Source organism: Vibrio sp. T20 (assembly GCF_007858795.1).
Lineage (GTDB): Bacteria > Pseudomonadota > Gammaproteobacteria > Enterobacterales > Vibrionaceae > Vibrio > Vibrio satsumensis.
In genome coordinates this window covers 47700-65860 of sequence record NZ_VFEB01000176.1, presented here as the reverse complement: position 1 = coordinate 65860, position 18161 = coordinate 47700, and the positions used below count along the sequence as shown (strand labels likewise).

The following is an 18161-nucleotide window of genomic DNA, read 5'->3' as shown; positions in this document are numbered from 1 at the left end:
TATCAACACCATCTCTATTGTTAAGTCAACACGTGCGGAATAAGTTACAAATCATTAACGAAACGAGTTTTAGACTGACAGCTGTGTTCGGCAGATTTTGGCCTTGTCGGACATTAGGGGAAGAGAATGGAAGTAATTGTGATTGGCAGCGGTGTTATTGGCTTGACCAGTGCTTGGTATCTGGCGAAAGAGGGCCACTCGGTGACGGTTATTGATCGTCAAGATAGTAGTGGCAAGGAAACCAGCTTTGCGAATGCAGGGCAGATTTCTTACGGCTATTCTTCACCATGGGCGGCGCCTGGGATTCCGTTGAAAGCAATGAAATGGCTTACCCAAGAGCACGCTCCTTTAAAAGTGAAACCGTCACTTTCTCCGGAATTAGTTACTTGGGCGAGTAAGATGCTGGCCAACTGCAATGAAGCCAAGTACGCCGTGAATAAGTCACGCATGTTAAGAGTGGCAAACTTCAGTCGAGAGTGTCTCACTCATCTAAGAACCAGTGAAGATTTGGCTTATGAGGGCAGGAAGAAAGGCACCTTGCAAGTATTCAGAAGCGAGAAGCAACTCGATGCGATTCAGCAGGATATGAAGCTATTAACAGAGAGCGGAATTGAACACTCGCTGTTTGATGTTGAACAGTGTCTATCAGTGGAGTCGGGTTTAGCGGACGTTAAAGACAAACTGGTAGGCGGCTTATACTTACCTCATGATGAAACCGGTGATTGTCATCAGTTTTGTTTAGCGCTGACTGAGAAGGCCAAGCAACTTGGTGTTAGGTTCGTGTTTGATACTGAAGTGGTAAGTTTGAATCATCAGAATCAAAACATCGAGAGTATTACAACGACTCAAGGTGTATTCAAAGCGGACGCTTACGTAGTTGCATCAGGCAGTTATTCTCGAGGTCTGTTGAGACAAGTCGACTTGTCGATCCCGGTTTATCCAGTTAAAGGTTATTCACTAACACTACCGATCGTGAATGCAGATAAGTCACCAACCTCGACTGTTATGGATGAAACCTACAAGGTAGCGATGACGCGATTTGATGATCGTATTCGCATTGCAGGGACGGCAGAACTTGCAGGTTTCAATTACCTGATTCCAGAAAAACGCAAAGCCACGATTGATATGGTGATAAAAGATCTTTTCCCACAGGCGGGGGATTTCTCTAAGGCAGAATACTGGACAGGGTTAAGGCCAATGACACCAGATGGTACGCCTATAATCGGCGAAACGCCTATCAAGAATCTATTTACCAATACAGGCCATGGAACATTAGGTTGGACAATGGCATGTGGCTCAGGAAAGATCTTGGCAAGCGTGGTCAGTGGCTCTGCCAGTGATATTAAAACTGATGACTTAAGTATCCATCGCTATATGTAAAAGCAAGCCGTTAGCTATCTTGCCTATGGCTTGATGATAGCGACATTAGGAGCATAAATAGGATGCTCCTAATGTTGTAAATCTAGGTGCATGGTTTTAAGTTTCTTCTATTTATAATCACGAGATGAATTGAGACTTAAATGATCTTAGCTCTGGCGGTAGCTCCTTATTTACCAGGTTAATAGCTTTACGATGTTCTAATCCAATGGATCTCACTACGTCCCCAAAATGTTGGTTAAATAGTGAATCAAACTTACCGCTGAGCATGTGTTCTTGCAGTTTGTCATCCAGTAATTGAGCTAGTTGTGCTTTGTCTGGGTGGACATAGAAGACCAGTGGAAGAGGGTAATAAAGCACAATACTTTTTTCTATGACTAACCCATTCAGAGAATTGGTGTGTTCTTGGTATATGCTTTCTACTTCATTGGCACCGAGTGACACATAATCACATTTTTTATCTGAGAGAAGTTTAAGAGTCTCTGGTAACGTTCCTTGCTCTAGTACTCGATATCCATTTGCTCTAAACAGCTCAGCATCAGCCCATGTGGCAGGAATTCCAGCGATAAGTGATTTCAGTTTATTGCTGTTGATATTATGGAATGTGGGTTGATCTTGTTCCCTAATTATTAGGATACGGTGCCCTAGTAAGCCTTTACAAATTGGAGAGTTGAGTTTGATTGTAGGCTTATCCGCAAATTTACGGTTTCCCGCCACCGTGACGAGTACATCATAATTCTTGCGGAATATATTTCCTTCATCCTCAGCCCTTGGAAAGTCAGTATTATCGCTGTGAACGACAATAGGTTCGTTCGGATCCCAATTCAACAAGCTATGAATTAGCTCCAACTCATAGTGCTGTCTTTTACCTGATTTATTGCCATTCCAAAAGTTAAACATAGTTGTCCTAAGGGGTAACTTACATTCCATGACTGGTATGCTGACATAGGTTCGGCACTCAAGAAAGCGCTTTCTTTTGTTTTTGAGAGAACCATATATAGATACAGTTTATGAATGTTGAGAATCGTGATGGAAAGGCTATTTTAAAGAAAGCACATAAGTTTATTGATGGGTGAGAGATTCGATGATTAGGGAAGACGATGGAGTACTATTGGTAGATTTTAACTTATTGTTTTTAATTTATTTTTCGTGTTAGTAAACAATTAATGTGACGAATGGCACTGTTGTGTATTTCTATTCTCAATCTATTCTAAATTTGTGATCTATGGTTCGTTTCACCGAAATGTAAGTTGAAGAATCATTCTATCGGCTTATTATCCACCTAAAGAAAGCGGTTTCTTGATGCAAGTAGCCGATAGTGAATACGAAAACACCCCCTTTTTTTAAAGTTAAAAGAAAGCGCTTTCTTTCTGGTTATTATCATTAAAAGGACAACGTGATGCACAAAAAGACATTGATTGCTTCGCTCGCCATTGGAGCTTTATTCGGAGCCTCTGTACAAGCAGATGAAGTTAAGCAGGGTGGTACACTAACGGTGCCAATTATCAATACTGGCTTTGTTGAAAACTTTAACCCTTATACAACTAAAGACTTACTGCATGGGGTAATGTTTGAGCCATTGGTCGTATTCAACAACATGACAGGTGATGTTGATTATCGCCTGGCTGAGTCGGTTGAGTATTCAACTGACCTGAAAACATTGACGCTTAAGTTACGAGAGAATTTGAAGTGGTCTGATGGTTCAAAGTTAACTGCAGACGACGTTGTTTTTAGCTTTATGTTGACTAAAGAGGCACCAGCTTTTGACCAGAAAGGTATTTGGTCTTCAGGTAACTTAAAAGAAATCAAATCTATTGACGCGCGAACTGTCGTGTTTGAGCTGACGGAAGCGGATTCTACATTTGCTTGGAACTTAGAGCGCTACCATATTGTACCAAAGCATATTTGGTCGAAAGTTGAAGAGCTGACAACGTTTACCAACCTTAATCCGGTAGGTAGTGGCCCAATGACGACGGTTAAATACATTAAACCGCAACAGATGGAGCTGTGCCGAAACCCAAATTACTATTTAGAAAATAGACCTTATTTAGATTGCATCAACTTCCGTTCTTACAATGACAACTCTCAGATCCAACCTGCCTTAATCAAAGGTGAGATTGATTGGGGTTCAAATTTTATTGCTGACGTTGAGTCAACATTTGTCGATATGGATAAAGAAAATAACCATTTTTGGTATCCAGCGAATGATGCGATCCACCTTTACGTAAATACCAAAGAAGCGCCATTTGATGACCTAAGAGTACGACAAGCACTTTCTATGGCACTTGATCGTGAAACCATCGTGGATATTGCTGCCTACGGTTATCCGACTGCAAACTTCAATGCTGGTGGCATCGGTGAGCTATACGAAACGCACATTGATAAAAATGTATCTAAGAAATATGGCTATCTAACTAAGTACGATGTTGAAAGAGCAAACGCTTTACTTGATGAAGCGGGCTTAGTTGACAAAAACGGTGATGGATTCCGCGACAAAGCAAACGGGGAAACGGTTGAGTTTGATATTGAGGTTGTAAACGGTTGGACCGACTGGATCCAAGTGGTTCAGATGGTATCTGAATACTTTGAAGAAGTGGGTGTGAAAGCAAACGTTAAGACCGTGGATTGGGCGGTATATGACAGCAATTTGAAAGAAAGCAAATATACCATGTCAATTAACTGGTCAATGGTAGCGACAAATCCAATCTTGGCGTACCAAGAGTACTTCTCAACGTCTCGAATCGGAAAAACTTGGCATGCTGGCCACGGTGTTAATTCACCAGAAATCGACGCATTAATCGACAGCTTCGGCAAAATTGGTGATGCAGAGCAGCAAGAGAAAGTGTTGAGTGAACTTCAGGAGTTTACCGCTGAAAACCTTCCCTTTATCCCTCTATTTTCTAACCCAACTTGGTTCCAATACAGTACTAAACATATTGTTGGTTGGCCAAGTGAAAAAGACCCATACGTACAGCCAGTATGGTACGACGGTGGTAAGAGAGTAATTATTCTCAACAATCTACACCTTAAGTAAGTTATTTTTGAGAGGGCTACAGCTTAGGTTGTAGCCCCTAGGTTAAAAGATTTTTATGTCGTTTTTAATTCGCCGATTTGGCTTCTATTTTACCGCTTTCTTAATCGCTATCTCGTTTAATTTCATGTTGCCTCGCCTAATGCCAGGTGATCCTGTTGATGCTCTTTTCGCTGCAGCTCAAGGTCGAATGGATCCTGCTCAAATGGATGCTGTTCGAGAAATGTACGGTTTTGTTGATGGCAATGTTTTCGAACAGTACTTCGCTTATATGAAAAGCGTATTTACTCTGGATTTGGGGCCATCAGTACTTATGTTTCCTGTAAGTGTCTCAGATGTCCTTGCTATGGCACTGCCGTGGACTATGTTTCTCGCGCTTGGTTCGTTGATTGTCGCTCTCATCATTGGTGTCAGTATTGGTACGTATGCATCGTATCGACGTGAAGGGCTATTTGGACAAATTGTTCCGCCAGTTTTGGCATTTATTAGTAATTTCCCGTACATCGTGACCGCGTTACTGTTGTTCTATTTCTTCGGTTTAAAACTTGAACTATTGCCTTTGGCATACACCTATGACCCATCGTTAGAGCCAGGTTTTACATGGGAGTTTATTTCCAGTGTGGCCAAACACGCTGTGTTGCCTATGGGCTCAATGGTCTTGGTTGGTATCGCAACATGGGTCTTCAATATGCGTAATGCGATGATCAACGTGTTGGGTGAGGATTACGTAACGATGGCAGAGGCCAAAGGCTTGAGCAGTTATCGTGTTATGTCTCGCTATGCTGGTCGAAATGCCATCCTTCCTGTTGCGACCGCTATTGCAATGGCAATCGGATTCTCATTCGCAGGTTCAATCATGACCGAAGTGGTTTTTAACTACCAAGGCTTGGGGAACATCCTTCTTAAAGGCATCGTTGCTCGTGATTACCCACTTATCCAAGCCATTCTTCTTATCTTGGTGACAGCGGTACTAACCGCTAACTTTATTGCCGACCTCCTATATGTCTGGCTTGACCCTAGAATCTCGAATTGAGGCGCATGATGGATAATTTAATGGACACTCAAAAAACCGCTAACCAGCCGAATATGCCAGTACGTGAGCCAAAATGGTCGTGGAAAAACGTAAAGAAAACTCTCGGTAAAGCTTACGCATTTTTCTACGGTAACCCCCCGGCCATTATAGGTACTTTTTTACTTACGATTGTCTTAGCCGGGGCGTTATTTGCACCTGTATTATCGACTCATAACCCAGAAAAGCGCGTAGCACGTCCACATGTTGCACCAAGCTCTGAGCATATTATGGGCACGACTCGTAGCGGACGTGATGTATATAGCCAGGTTCTATTTGGAGCAAGAAAGTCGCTTACTGTTGCGATCTCTGCGGGCGTAATAGCCATGACAATAGCAGTGCTAGTTGGGGTTTCATCTGGTTACTTTGGTGGAAAAGTCGATGAACGCTTGAACTTCATTACTAACGTATTTCTTGTGTTTCCACAATTACCCTTGCTGATTGTTCTCGCCGCATTCTTAGGGCAGGTCGGTTCGCTGGTTATTACCGTGTTGTTAGGAATAACCTCCTGGCCTTGGGGGGCTAGGGTGATTCGTGCACAGACCATGGCAATTAGAAGCAAAGAGTTCATCATTTCTGCAGAGGTGATGGGGGAATCAAAAATCCGCATTATTTTAGTCGAGATCTTACCAAACTTAGTTTCGATTGTTTTTGGTGGCTTCCTAGGCACGGTTATCTACGCAATGGGCTCCGAAGCTGGTCTAGGTATTTTAGGTTTAGGTGATGCAACAGAGGTGAGTTGGGGCTCTATGTTGTATTGGGCACAGACCTCTTCATCGTTATATACCGGTGCATGGTGGGAAATGCTGGTGCCTGCACTAGCGTTAGCGATTACTGGTGGTGGACTCGCATTGATTAACATGTCTATTGACCAAGTGAGCAACCCTAAATTACGTACGGGCCCACACATCAAACTGTGGCACAAACTTAAAAAAGAAGCAGATAAACGCCGAGGCCTATAATGAGCAATCTATTAGAAATTAATAACCTGTGTGTTGATTACGTTTCTCCTAATGGCGTAGCAAGAGCCGTTAATGACGTTAGTATTTCCATTGCGCCCGGTGAAACGCTCGGTATTGCCGGTGAATCTGGTTGCGGTAAAAGTACATTGGCTTTTGCTATATCACGCTTACATAAAGCACCAGCGCTTATCTCTGAGGGTGAAATACTCTACAAAGGGCAGGATGTTTTAAAGATGAATAACAAGCAGTTACGTGACTTCCGTTGGAATGACGTTTCTATTGTTTTTCAAAGCGCAATGAATTCACTTAATCCCGTTATTACCATCGGTGAGCAGCTAACGGACGTTATTCTAGCGCACAAAAAAATACCTTATAAACAGGCTCACGATCGTGCGGTCGAGCTGTTAGGAACCGTTGGGATTCATGGCGATAGAATGTCGAGCTTTCCCCATCAACTGAGTGGAGGGATGCGTCAGCGAGTTGTTATTGCGATTGCTTTGGCGCTGGAACCTAAATTGATCATCATGGATGAGCCAACAACGGCACTTGATGTGGTGGTCGAACGTGAAATCTTGAATGAACTGTATGAGCTGAAGAGTAAGTTTGGATTCTCTATTCTGTTTATTAGTCACGACTTAAGCCTAATGGGCGAAATCGCTGATCGAATTGGCGTGATGTATGCGGGTAACCTTATCGAATTAGGTGATGCGAAAACGGTATTTAGTGAACCTAAGCATCCTTATACAAAAGGGCTTATCTCTTCATTTCCGACTATTCATGGGCCAAAAGAACGTCTATACGGGATCCCTGGGAATCCTGTCAACCTTTTGGATACACCTCAAGGATGTAACTTCCAAGAGCGATGTGGCGAATGCATTTCAATGTGCATTAAAAGTGAGCCTCGTTTGGGCGCTATTGCGACCGGGCATCACGTATCTTGTCACCTAGTTTGAGCGAAAGATTATGAATACTTTAAAGAACGTTGATAAAAGCGAAGTTATCTTATCAGTTAAGAATTTGGTAAAAGATTTCCCACTTGGCCAGTCAGTCAAAAGCAATATGATGCGAGCCGTAAATGATGTTTCATTTGATCTACGTAAAGGAGAAGCATTAGCGATTGTTGGTGAATCTGGCTCAGGCAAAAGCACTGGAGCTCGAATTCTTACCCGAATTTACGATAAGACGGCTGGAGATATCGAATTCAAAGGTGAGCCTCTGTCTGACTATATTGAAAAATATGGTGAGCTTGAATATGCACGCCAAGTGCAAATGATTTTTCAAGACCCGTTTGGCTCGCTGAATCCTGTACACACGATTTACCACCATATTGCGCGACCTTTACTTATCCATAAACGAGCAGAAAAAGAAGCGATTCCGAACCTTGTTTATGAATTGCTCGAAATGGTTGGGCTAACACCAGTTAAAGAGACCGCAGAGAAGTACCCGCATGAACTAAGTGGTGGACAACGACAGCGTGTCGCAATTGCACGTGCAATTGCTGTTAGCCCGGAAGTTATCCTAGCTGATGAACCTATCTCTATGCTTGATGTGTCTGTGCGATTAGGAATCCTAAACCTAATGGCTGACTTGAAAGATAAGCATGGTATTTCGTTCATGTACATCACTCATGACATTGCGACGGCGCGTTATTTTGCTGAGAAAACGGCGGTGATGTATGTAGGACATATGGTCGAATGGGGCAATAGCGACAACGTCACTCAGAACCCGCAACATCCGTATTCTCAGTTGTTGTTGTCAGCTGTGCCAGAAGTCGGTAAATCGGGCAAGCGTGACATGAACGTGAAAAAAGGCGATATCCCTTCTTGGAAGCCAAGTAGCGTAGGTTGCCCGTTCGCAAGCCGTTGTATGAAAGCTGACAAACTTTGCACGCAATCAATACCAGAACCGACTCAAATTGCAGAAGAGCATTTTGCTCGTTGTCATCATTTGTAAACTTTAAATCCTTTTTGAAACGCAAAAGAAAGCGCTTTCAAAACTTAAGTGTAAGAATTTTTGGAATTTTGATATGAAACAAGACTACAACTTAACACCAGAGGTCGATGGCAAGTTCGTTGATTTAGATGGTGAGCGTTACTACCAAATCTCTAATGTTGACCAAATGACGCCATTCTTTATTAGCGTTGTATCGTCGAGCGATCACTGGTTATTTATTTCATCAACAGGCAGCCTTTCAGCTGGACGCATTCGTCCGGAAAATGCGCTTTTTCCTTACAAGTCTGTTGACCATATTCATGAAAATGCGGAAAACACCGGCTCAAAATCCATCTTCCGTATTGAACATGGCGACAAGGTTGTACTTTGGGAACCGTTTAATACATTCCATGATGGTATTTTTGATGTTGAACGCAATCTTTATAAAAATACGATTGGAGACAAAATCGTATTTGAAGAGATAAACCATACTTTGCAACTACAGTTCCAATACAGCTGGAATACGAGTGAAAAATACGGATTTATTCGTCGTTCAAAACTGACCAATCTAGCGAGCTTCGAGCGTAAAGTCGAAGCACTAGATGGCTTACAAAATATACTTCCTTCAGGTGCTCCGTTATCAGCTCTTCAAACAAGAAGTGCATTAGTTGATGCGTACAAGTGGAATGAACAAGTTGATGGTAGTTCATTGGCTCTGTTCAGCATGTATGCGAAATTGAGTGATAGAGCCGACCCTGCTGAATCTTTGCTAGCGACGACAGTCTTCAGCTTAGAAACGGAAAGCAGCCAAATTTTATTGACGAGTGCTCAAGTTAATGCGTTCAGAAAAGGTCGAGCGGTTAAAAGTGAACCTTTAACGAAAGGGATTAGAGGAAGTTATTTAGTTCATAAGTCTCTGACGCTGCGAGCACATCAAACCAAAGTTTGGTCGATTGTCGCTGATATAGACAAGACTCATTCCGATATCTGTCAGCTTCAATCTGAGCTCTCTGTTCCTGCTAACCTAGCACTAGCTTTAGAAAAGAGCATTGCAGATAATCAAAATGAATTAATCACATTAATGTCTGGTGCGGATGCGTGGCAAATAACAGCCGAAGAAAATACCAGCGTTCACCATTATGCCAATGTGTTGTTCAATAACATGCGTGGTGGCGTGTTTGAAAACGGCTATATGTTAGAAAAGGCTGACGTAGTTAAAACTATGGAAAAGGCCAACTCTCAGGTAGCAGGCCGCCATCAAGACTTTTTTGATCAGTTAGGGGATGTTTTCAGCCATTCCGAATTAGTTTCGCGCGCTAAAGCGACAGGAGATTCTCAATTAGTTCGATTGAGCTACGAGTATCTACCGCTTACTTTTGGACGTCGTCATGGTGACCCTAGTCGCCCTTGGAACCACTATGAGATTAAGCTCAAAGATGAAAATGGCGAACGCTTACTTTCTTATCAAGGCAACTGGCGTGATATTTTCCAAAACTGGGAAGCGATGGCACTTAGTTATCCAGGGTTCATCAAATCATTCATCTCTAAGTTTGTTAATGCTTCAACGGTAGATGGCTACAATCCGTATCGAATTACTAAAGATGGTGTAGATTGGGAACTGTTAGAGGCGGATGATCCTTGGAGTAATATTGGTTACTGGGGCGATCATCAAATCATCTATCTATTAAAATTCCTTGAGTTGGCAGACAAATTTGAGCAAGGCGACCTTATCGAATTACTAGAAAGTGACATTTTTAGTTATGCCAATGTGCCTTACGAGCTTTGTGGAGTTCAAGGTCTCTTTGACAACCCTAAAGATACCGTAGAGTTCAACCAAGTTCTGCAGGAATTGACAGAGCAACGTGTCAAGAGCTTAGGCAGTGACGGTCGCTTGTTGATGACGGGTGACCAAGAAGTTTATATGGTCAACTTAATGGAGAAGATACTCGTCCCTTTGTTGGCGAAATTGAGTAACTTAGTGCTTGATGGTGGTATTTGGCTCAATACACAACGTCCAGAATGGAATGATGCAAACAACGCTATCGTTGGCAACGGCCTCTCAATGGTAACCTTGTACTACATGCGTCGCTATGTTGCCTTTATGCTGCGTTTGTTAGAGAAGTCACCATCTTCATACAGTATTTCCAAAGAAGTGTTTGAGTGGATGTCTTCTGTTACACAGATCGTTTCAGAGGCAAATACAGAGATTCGTCAAGATACGGTAACTCGTCAAACTCGTAAAGCAATGCTGACTAAGCTGGCTAAATCCGCTGCTAATTATCGTGAGCGCGTGTACCGAGTAAATGGATTCTCAGGGAAAACGAAAGTTGAGAAAGAAGCGATTGTTCAATTGATGGGCGCGAGCTTAAAAGTCCTAGATTCTACGATTACAAACAACTTGCGTGAAGATGGTTTGTACAATGCGTATAACATCTTGAGTTGTTCTGGTGAGAGCTTAATGGTTGAAGAGCTTTACCCGATGCTAGAAGGGCAAGTTGCAGTATTAAGTTCGGGTCTATTATCACCTAAACAAGCGGTTGAGTTGTTGGATAAATTGTTTGCCAGTGACATGTATCGTGCTGATCAAAACAGCTTCATGCTTTACCCTGACCGTGAGCTGGCTTCTTTTATGGATAAAAACTGTTTAGACGCTAAAGACATTGATCAGAGCAAATTGTTAAGCATGATGGTTGTTGCCAAAGATAACCGATTAGTAAACCAAGACAGCAAAGGTTCTTACCACTTCAATTCAAGTTTTGAAAACAAAGGTTTCCTTCAGGCTGCGATTGATGAAATTAAAGCCGATTACCCGTCAATTAGTGATGATGAATTTTGTCATGTATCTAGTTTGTATGAGCGTGTATTCAACCATAAAGCCTTTACTGGACGTTCGGGAACCATGTTTGGTTATGAAGGTTTAGGTTGTATCTATTGGCATATGGTTTCTAAGTTGCTGCTAGCTGTGCAAGAAAACTATCAGCATGCTTGGAGTATGGATTCTAATAGCCAGGAAACTCTTAAATTAGCGGATTACTATTACAAAGTGAGAGCCGGTATTGGTTTCAACAAAACGCCGGAAAACTACGGTGCGTTTCCGACGGATCCGTATTCTCATACACCAAAGCACTCTGGAGCACAGCAGCCAGGGATGACAGGGCAAGTTAAGGAAGAAGTGATTACCCGTTTTGGCGAGCTAGGTCTAGAGGTCGTTGATGGAACAATTGTAATTAACCCTTCACTTCTTAGTCCTAAAGAGTTCTTACAAAAAGCGGCGACTTTTGACTGCCAAAATATTGAAGGACAAATGCAGAGCTTTATTGTTCAGGCTGGGCAACTGGCTTTTACTTACTGTCAGGTACCATTTATTTACCAACTCAATGATGAGCCAACACAGGGTATTGAAGTTCAGTTTAAAGACGGAACAAGTGAGGCATTTGCATCGTTAACGCTAAATCATGAAATGGCTTCACAGCTCTTTTCTCGTAGTGGTCTCATTGAGAAAGTCGTTGTCGTGTTCTCAAAGCACCAGTTACTCTAATTCTAATTTGAAGTGAAATAAAAAGGCTCTAAGTGAATACTTAGAGCCTTTCTTTTAAGTGTAAAAAATAGGGTGTTTGATATACAAAAATCAAAGCTTAGCCACGGACTCTCTCACAATCAATGTCGGTGTTAGTTTGTGTTTCAATGGGTAGTCGCGTTTATTAATTAACGATAAAACACCTTTTGCAGCTTCTTCTCCCATTTCATGGACAGGAAAATCGACCGTCGATAAGCGAGGACGAATATGCTGGCTGTGAGTATCGTTATCGAAGCCTACGACCGAAAGGTCTCGCCCAATAATGAGGTTTCTCTCTGCTGCTACGTCATATACAGCAAGCGCTATGTTGTCATTTTGACAGAAAATCGCGGTGATCTCAGGGTCTCGGTCTAACAAGCGTCGCGCAGCTTCATGGTTACCTTGATGATCAAAGCGCCCCTCTACAAACAGCCCTGCGTCGTATTCGATACCGAACTCTAACAAGGCATTTCGATACCCTTGAAAGCGATCTCTACTATCAACTTTACTCAACTGGCCTGTGATACAAGCGACTTTTTTATGGCCGTTCTCAAGTAAGTGCTTCGTTGCAAGGTAGCCACCAAGCTCATTATCAATGTAAATACAGCGATCAGAAATCTCAGGAATAAAACGGTTGAGAACAATCATTGTTTCACTGTCTTTCGCTATTTTGATCAGTTCGTCATCACTGAGCTTGTCTGAGTGAACAATGAGGCCATCCACAAGTTTAGATTGCAAAAACTGGATAGAATCGAGCTCTTTAGTTCGTGATTCCTGGCCACTTGTAACGATTAAGTGAATATTATTTTGGCGAACGGTATCTTCAGCTGTATGCATTAATGGTCCATAGAAAGGCCCATCAAGCGAACCAACTAGCATGCCAATGCTATTTGAACGACTGGAGGCTAGAGCTTGTGCAAACGCATTAGGCTTGTAGCCCAGTTGCTCAATAGCTTTGAATACTTTTTCGCGATTGGCTTCCTTTACCGTAGGGTGACCATTTAATGCTCGTGAGACGGTTGATTGAGAAACTTGAGCAAGTTCAGATACTTCTTTAATGGTGATCAATGGTAGTGGCCTTATCTCTACAAGGAGTGAACTAAGCTATATTACCTTCGTGATCAATAAGAGCCTAGTAATCCAATGATTAATATTTAAAAACTCTGAACTGCTTAACGCTAAATTTGAAGGTTAAGCATACAAAGTAAGGTCACGAATATTTCCATATACTCGTTTTAATATCAAGCAAGCGCTTTCTTTATGTTGTAATAAAAGTGAATCTGTTTTTCTGAGCTTCGTTGTAAGCTAGAAAAAATAGAAGCCTGAGAATAAAGGGATTCTAAGGTGTTATGCAGATAATCAAGTTAGAAAAATTCTTGAGAATCTACACAAACCACAATGAATTTTAGCAAAATGTGAAACTCAACAAGAAAGCGCTTTCTTAAGGTGAGCGTTGTCTCTTTTTTGAACTATGCACTTTTATATACTCATTTTGAAACAGTCGTGCATGGCATATTGGGTCCATGATCGCGGAGTTATTCATTTATCGACTTTCTGTTATGGGCTCCGATATTACGTGTCGCCTGCTTAGAAAGTCGTGATACAAGGAGTTGTAATGCAAGATCTAACCAATCAGGTAAAGATATTAACGTCTTTTATTTCTGCCGCTTTGATGTCTGGCTGCACGGTGATAGAGCTGCCGGTATCCGAAAGTGCTGACTTAGCTCAAACTGAAAAACCGATCGTGCTATCCCATGCTCCAGTTACTTTAAGTCCAGACTGGCAATTGGTGTGGGAAGACCAGTTTGAAGGCGAGCAATTAGATAAACGTAATTGGTCATTAGAAGTGAACTGTTGGGGAGGAGGGAACAATGAACAACAGTGCTACACGGATGATTCTAATAACGCATTTGTTAAAGATGGATTTTTACACATTGTCGCGCTGAAGCAAAGTCATACTGGGCCTGACAATGCCGAAGGTACGATTGGCGGAGCAACTAAAACACTCCCTTATACTTCTGCGAGGTTGAGCACAAAAGACAAGCGTGACACCAAATATGGCCGTTATGAAATCAGAGCAAAGTTACCTGGTGGACAAGGTTCATGGCCCGCAATTTGGATGCTGCCAACCGACAATAAATACGGCACATGGGCAGCTTCTGGCGAAATCGATATTATGGAAGCGGTTAACCTAAACACACTTTCAGATGCGGCGGGAGCGAAAAATGATGATCTAGAGAGCCGAGTCTATGGGACGTTACATTACGGACGAAATTGGCCAGACAATGTTTATAAAGGGCAGGCCGCGATATTGCCAAATGGTGTGAACCCTACTGATGGATTCCATACATACGCGATTGAGTGGGAAGAAGGTGAAATTCGTTGGTATGTAGACAATATTCATTACGCGACTCAAACTCAAGAGGGCTGGTACAGCCAATATGAAGCGGAAGAAGGGAAACTCATTAATGCGAGTGGAGCAGCTCCGTTTGATGAAAAGTTTCATTTGTTATTGAACTTGGCTGTCGGTGGGGCGTGGTCAGCGAACGCAAATGATAAAGGCATCGACGAAGGTTTGTTTCCGAAAACAATGCTAGTTGATTCAGTAAAGGTATACCGTTGTAAGGTTGATCGTTGGAAAGGAAAAGGGTGTGCAAGTCGCTCTGAACATGCAATACAAGTGATAGGGCACGAAGCTCCAGAGATCTTAGCAACCGATGATAGTTATGCTGATGGACCAACGTTGGAGATTTTTACCGAAACTCTTAACGCAAGCTTGGCTTATGCAAGTTATGACCCATTGGATATTGTTGACTATCTAGAGGTGACCGAACCAGATCGTGGAACAGTGCTACAAGTGAATAAGAAAGAAGGTTCAGGAAATATCTATTTTCGTTCTCCTGTAACAGATGTGACACATTGGCAAGAAACGGGTGAACTGGTCTTTGATTTGAAAGTTGAGAGTATGGCCGACGGGGTTGAACTATTGGTTAAGATGGACAGTGGCTGGCCGAAAACAAGTGACTATACCGTGCCGCTATCAGCAATGAATGAATGGAAGACGGTACGTATTCCAATCGCTGACATTTTAAAGAGAGACAACCGTTTTGCTGGTGGGAATCAAGCTGATCCAACAATGATCACTAACCTTTTAGTGTTTGAGCCTCAAGGAGAAATGCGTTTTAAACTAGACAATATTCGATTTGAAAAGTAAGCGTTTTAACAAAAGGGTTTGAATAAAATTCTGAATATAAAGGGAACATACAATGTATGTTCCCTTTTTTATTTCGACGATTATTTGAGGAAGACAACCGACGGTGTCATTCGAAACAGGTTCTGAGTGTTTGAACGGAGCAATTCGTCCTTAATATGTGAACAGTGATATTTTACTTGGTTCCATGATTGTTCAAACAAAATACTTAACATCTCTATTTTTGTGACTTACGCATAAGAAAGCGCTTTCTTTGGTGGGGTTGATCACGGTTTATATTCACGAGATCGATTTATACTCTTTCCATACCAACTGAGCGGTTAAAGCCAATAAGGTTAAGAGTGCATAGTGAATGTGGGCTTAGATTTGATCTTCTTTAAATCTGTTCGATTGGTTTTTTTAAGAAAAATAAAGAAAGCGCTTTCTTTGTGAAAGTATAATTTGGAACATGGAGTTATTATGAAACTTTCTAAGCTTACCCTTGCTTGTTTAGTCGCTACAGCTGGCTTGTCTACTGCACCTGCTGTACATGCCGAAAAATCGGATGGATTTGAATTTCACGGTTATTTCCGTGCTGGTGTTCTATTCAGTGAAAATGATGATTTTAAACGAGCAAAGTTCCCAGCATCTAAAGAGCGTTTAGGTCGATTGGGTGTTGAGTCGGATAGCCACTTTGAAGTTGCACTGCAGAAAAATTTTGAGAATGACGGTGGTCAGAAAATTCGAATCAAAACACGAGCAGCAGCCAACAATGCGGAATATGCAACCAACCAACTTGGTGCCAATGCCGATGCAACCAACAGCGAAATTGGTATGGCAGAAACTTTTGTCGAGTTTGAAGGTGTATCTGAAACCGGTGTTGTATGGGGTGGTAAGCGCTTTTATGGTAAAGATAATTACATCTTTATGACCGACTTTTTCTACACGGATATGTCAGGTACTGGTGTTGGTATTGAAGGTGTTGAGCTAGGTGGTAATAAGTGGGACTTTGCTTATATTGCAAGCGATGACTCTGGCGATACAAGTTTCTGGGGTGACAGCAACAACATCATGCATGCACTTCATGCTGGCGTGAACTTTGGCAGTGTTGAGCTTCACGCTATGGCTAAGTATATGCCAGACAATATGGTCGATTTAGGTTTTGGTAATGGCCCAGAAGCATTCGCTGAGAATGGCTATGAAATGACGGCAATTGTTCACACTGAGTCTGTCTTTGGGTTGTCAGATAAAGGTTTTACAAAATACATCGCGCAGGCTGGTAAAGGCTTAGGTTCAGGTAACCTTTTAGGCGGTACTCTTACGACTTACAACACGTACAAGCCTGGTAGCGACTATCAAAGTTGGTTAACGACAGGCACGGGCTGTGGTACGTCTTGTTTGAAGGCTGTTGATGAAAACGATGTATCGCTACGTGCTTTAGCATGGGGTGGGTACTTTTTTGAAAATGGTGTGAATATTTTCCACTCTCTTCAAACCCAGTACAACGATTTTGACAATGGTGACACAGACGGCTGGGTATCAGCAATGGTGCGACCAACGTTCCCAATTTCAGAAAACTTCTTTATCGCTACCGAAGCTGGTTACATGTACAACTACGAAGACCGTAATGGTGAGTCAAAGAATTCTTATGATTACAAGCTAACAGTAGCACCGACTCTAGTTGTGCACTCTGGCTTCGGTCCATCTCCAGAAATTCGCTTCATGGCATCTTACCTTGATGGTGAAATGCAAGATGGTACGGGTAAAGAGGGCGACTTTGTTGTAGGTATTCAAGCTGACATGTGGTGGTAGAATTTTTTACCTTCGGGTCTTAAGTGATATCGAGCATACCGGGGAGTGGTATGACGGCCTTGCCTTTAGGGCGGGCAAGGTTCTCGATATCCTATTTATTGCAATAGTTGAGCTCTTTCCTAGCAGCACAAAGAGTTTCATTTTTATTGCTATGAGTCTTCCATATTTGAGTTTCGTTTCAAATGTGTTCTTGCCAAAGATACTCATCGACCGCTTCGAAAGGAGCGGTTTTTTTATGTGTGACATATCTAATCTTTTAAGGCTTAAGGCTTAAGGCTTAAGGCTTAAGGTTTAAGGGGGAAAGGGTTATGAGTTATGGGAAGAATGTTGCTTTCTAAATTCGCGAGGGCTGCATCCATTTTGGGCCTTAAAACATTTGGAGAAATAGTTGCTGTCAGAAAAGCCGCAAGACTCAGCAATGTGTTGGATGCTTTTGTTGTCGTTTAATAATAAGGATGCCGAGTGTCGAATTTGAAGGTCTTTGACGTATTGGTTTGGGGATGTATTTAAAAACTGCCTGAATAACCTTTCTAGTTGCCGCTTGCTGATATAGGCCGCTTGCGCAATGGTTTCTGTATCTAATCCTACTTCTTTGTAATGACGGTCAATATGTGCGAGAGCACGGCTCAATGCCAGGGTTGTTTTTGGTAAGCTATGGGTCTGCTCTTGATATCGCCGAGCAAGTTCTATCGCAAGTTGCTGCATTGTGCTCGTCAATATGATTTCAAACCCCTGTTCTGCGTTGTCGTATTCCGATTTGATTTGTTGTAGAAGTCCATTGATTCGTTTCAACTGAGAAAGTGATAACGTAAGCTTTGCTTGATATTCAGATGCTTGTCGAGCAATTGGTTCTACCTTGAAAAGCGCTTGATAACCTGGCATTTGACGCATTGAAGGGACCTCAAAAAAAGGCAATGCCGTATCAAACATCAAGTTTACAATCTTCAGTTTATTTACTTCACAAAATCCATGTTCAATATCCCCATTAATAACAAATACATCTCCTGTACTTAAAGGGTAAGTGTGGCTAGCTACCGTATGCTTTCCACTACCACTCACAACTAAGAAAAGTTCAGAAAAGTCATGGCTATGTACGTCAAAGTCGAAATCGTGATGACCATCGACATAGGCAAATTTTATCTGAGGATATCTCTGATGACTTTGGAGTCTAAACTTGGTTTTCATGTCGCTATTTTACCTATTTCTGTCGCTTATTTGGTAGTTACACGCCG

General features: G+C 42.1%; 12 protein-coding genes. 9 read left to right on the top strand and 3 right to left on the bottom strand.

Features of this window, described 5'->3' with window-relative positions:
• Window positions 1-126 precede the first annotated feature (126 nt).
• A complete protein-coding gene (locus tag FTW16_RS19175) occupies window positions 127-1380 on the top strand; it encodes a D-amino acid dehydrogenase (protein ID WP_146492164.1) in 1254 nt (417 codons plus the stop codon).
• 117 nt (window positions 1381-1497) lie between these two features.
• Here FTW16_RS19175 and FTW16_RS19170 read toward each other — a convergent pair whose 3' ends face one another.
• Window positions 1498-2277, bottom strand: coding sequence for an amino acid ABC transporter substrate-binding protein (locus tag FTW16_RS19170; protein ID WP_146492163.1), 780 nt, complete (start codon window positions 2275-2277; stop codon window positions 1498-1500).
• 499 nt (window positions 2278-2776) lie between these two features.
• Here FTW16_RS19170 and FTW16_RS19165 point away from each other — a divergent pair, with 499 nt between their 5' ends.
• From FTW16_RS19165 to FTW16_RS19140, 6 genes are all read left to right on the top strand, one after another.
• A complete protein-coding gene (locus FTW16_RS19165) occupies window positions 2777-4411 on the top strand; it encodes an ABC transporter substrate-binding protein (RefSeq protein ID WP_017071752.1) in 1635 nt (544 codons plus the stop codon).
• Between the two features lie 55 nt (window positions 4412-4466).
• The gene (locus FTW16_RS19160; RefSeq protein ID WP_017071753.1) at window positions 4467-5441 is read left to right on the top strand and encodes an ABC transporter permease; all 975 of its coding nucleotides are present in this window, start codon (window positions 4467-4469) and stop codon (window positions 5439-5441) included.
• 20 nt (window positions 5442-5461) lie between these two features.
• Entirely contained in the window at window positions 5462-6439 is a 978-nt protein-coding gene (locus FTW16_RS19155; RefSeq protein WP_019821070.1) for an ABC transporter permease, read from the top strand.
• On the top strand, window positions 6439-7392 hold the full coding sequence (locus FTW16_RS19150) for an ABC transporter ATP-binding protein (RefSeq protein WP_019821072.1): 954 nt from the start codon (window positions 6439-6441) through the stop codon (window positions 7390-7392). The genes FTW16_RS19155 and FTW16_RS19150 overlap by 1 nt, the downstream gene beginning before the upstream one ends.
• 10 nt (window positions 7393-7402) lie before the next feature.
• Window positions 7403-8392 carry an ABC transporter ATP-binding protein gene (locus tag FTW16_RS19145; protein ID WP_017071889.1) on the top strand — a complete coding sequence of 330 codons (990 nt, stop codon included), beginning with the start codon at window positions 7403-7405 and terminating at the stop codon, window positions 8390-8392.
• A 73-nt stretch (window positions 8393-8465) separates the two neighbouring features.
• Window positions 8466-11909 carry a hypothetical protein gene (locus FTW16_RS19140; RefSeq protein ID WP_146492162.1) on the top strand — a complete coding sequence of 1148 codons (3444 nt, stop codon included), beginning with the start codon at window positions 8466-8468 and terminating at the stop codon, window positions 11907-11909.
• Between the two features lie 90 nt (window positions 11910-11999).
• On the opposite strand, the gene FTW16_RS19135 is transcribed toward FTW16_RS19140, so the two are convergent.
• On the bottom strand, window positions 12000-12995 hold the full coding sequence (locus FTW16_RS19135) for a LacI family DNA-binding transcriptional regulator (protein ID WP_019821076.1): 996 nt from the start codon (window positions 12993-12995) through the stop codon (window positions 12000-12002).
• Window positions 12996-13542: 547 nt separating this feature from the next.
• Here FTW16_RS19135 and FTW16_RS19130 point away from each other — a divergent pair.
• Together FTW16_RS19130 and FTW16_RS19125 are read left to right on the top strand one after the other, a co-directional pair.
• Window positions 13543-15141, top strand: a complete 1599-nt coding sequence (locus FTW16_RS19130) for a glycoside hydrolase family 16 protein (RefSeq protein WP_146492161.1) — start codon at window positions 13543-13545, stop codon at window positions 15139-15141.
• Between the two features lie 456 nt (window positions 15142-15597).
• Complete coding sequence (locus FTW16_RS19125) at window positions 15598-16929, top strand: carbohydrate porin (RefSeq protein WP_019821079.1); 1332 nt, start codon at window positions 15598-15600, stop codon at window positions 16927-16929.
• A 306-nt stretch (window positions 16930-17235) separates the two neighbouring features.
• Here FTW16_RS19125 and FTW16_RS19120 read toward each other — a convergent pair whose 3' ends face one another.
• Complete coding sequence (locus tag FTW16_RS19120) at window positions 17236-18114, bottom strand: helix-turn-helix domain-containing protein (protein ID WP_048664698.1); 879 nt, start codon at window positions 18112-18114, stop codon at window positions 17236-17238.
• Window positions 18115-18161 lie beyond the last annotated feature (47 nt).

Excerpts from the sequence above, each read along its gene's own strand:
- FTW16_RS19175 (WP_146492164.1), top strand. The coding sequence starts at position 127 with ATGGAAGTAATTGTGATTGGCAGCGGTGTTATTGGCTTGACCAGTGCT.
- FTW16_RS19170 (WP_146492163.1), bottom strand. The coding sequence starts at position 2,277 with ATGTTTAACTTTTGGAATGGCAATAAATCAGGTAAAAGACAGCACTAT.
- FTW16_RS19165 (WP_017071752.1), top strand. The coding sequence starts at position 2,777 with ATGCACAAAAAGACATTGATTGCTTCGCTCGCCATTGGAGCTTTATTC.
- FTW16_RS19160 (WP_017071753.1), top strand. The coding sequence starts at position 4,467 with ATGTCGTTTTTAATTCGCCGATTTGGCTTCTATTTTACCGCTTTCTTA.
- FTW16_RS19155 (WP_019821070.1), top strand. The coding sequence starts at position 5,462 with ATGGACACTCAAAAAACCGCTAACCAGCCGAATATGCCAGTACGTGAG.
- FTW16_RS19150 (WP_019821072.1), top strand. The coding sequence starts at position 6,439 with ATGAGCAATCTATTAGAAATTAATAACCTGTGTGTTGATTACGTTTCT.
- FTW16_RS19145 (WP_017071889.1), top strand. The coding sequence starts at position 7,403 with ATGAATACTTTAAAGAACGTTGATAAAAGCGAAGTTATCTTATCAGTT.
- FTW16_RS19140 (WP_146492162.1), top strand. The coding sequence starts at position 8,466 with ATGAAACAAGACTACAACTTAACACCAGAGGTCGATGGCAAGTTCGTT.
- FTW16_RS19130 (WP_146492161.1), top strand. The coding sequence starts at position 13,543 with ATGCAAGATCTAACCAATCAGGTAAAGATATTAACGTCTTTTATTTCT.
- FTW16_RS19125 (WP_019821079.1), top strand. The coding sequence starts at position 15,598 with ATGAAACTTTCTAAGCTTACCCTTGCTTGTTTAGTCGCTACAGCTGGC.
- FTW16_RS19120 (WP_048664698.1), bottom strand. The coding sequence starts at position 18,114 with ATGAAAACCAAGTTTAGACTCCAAAGTCATCAGAGATATCCTCAGATA.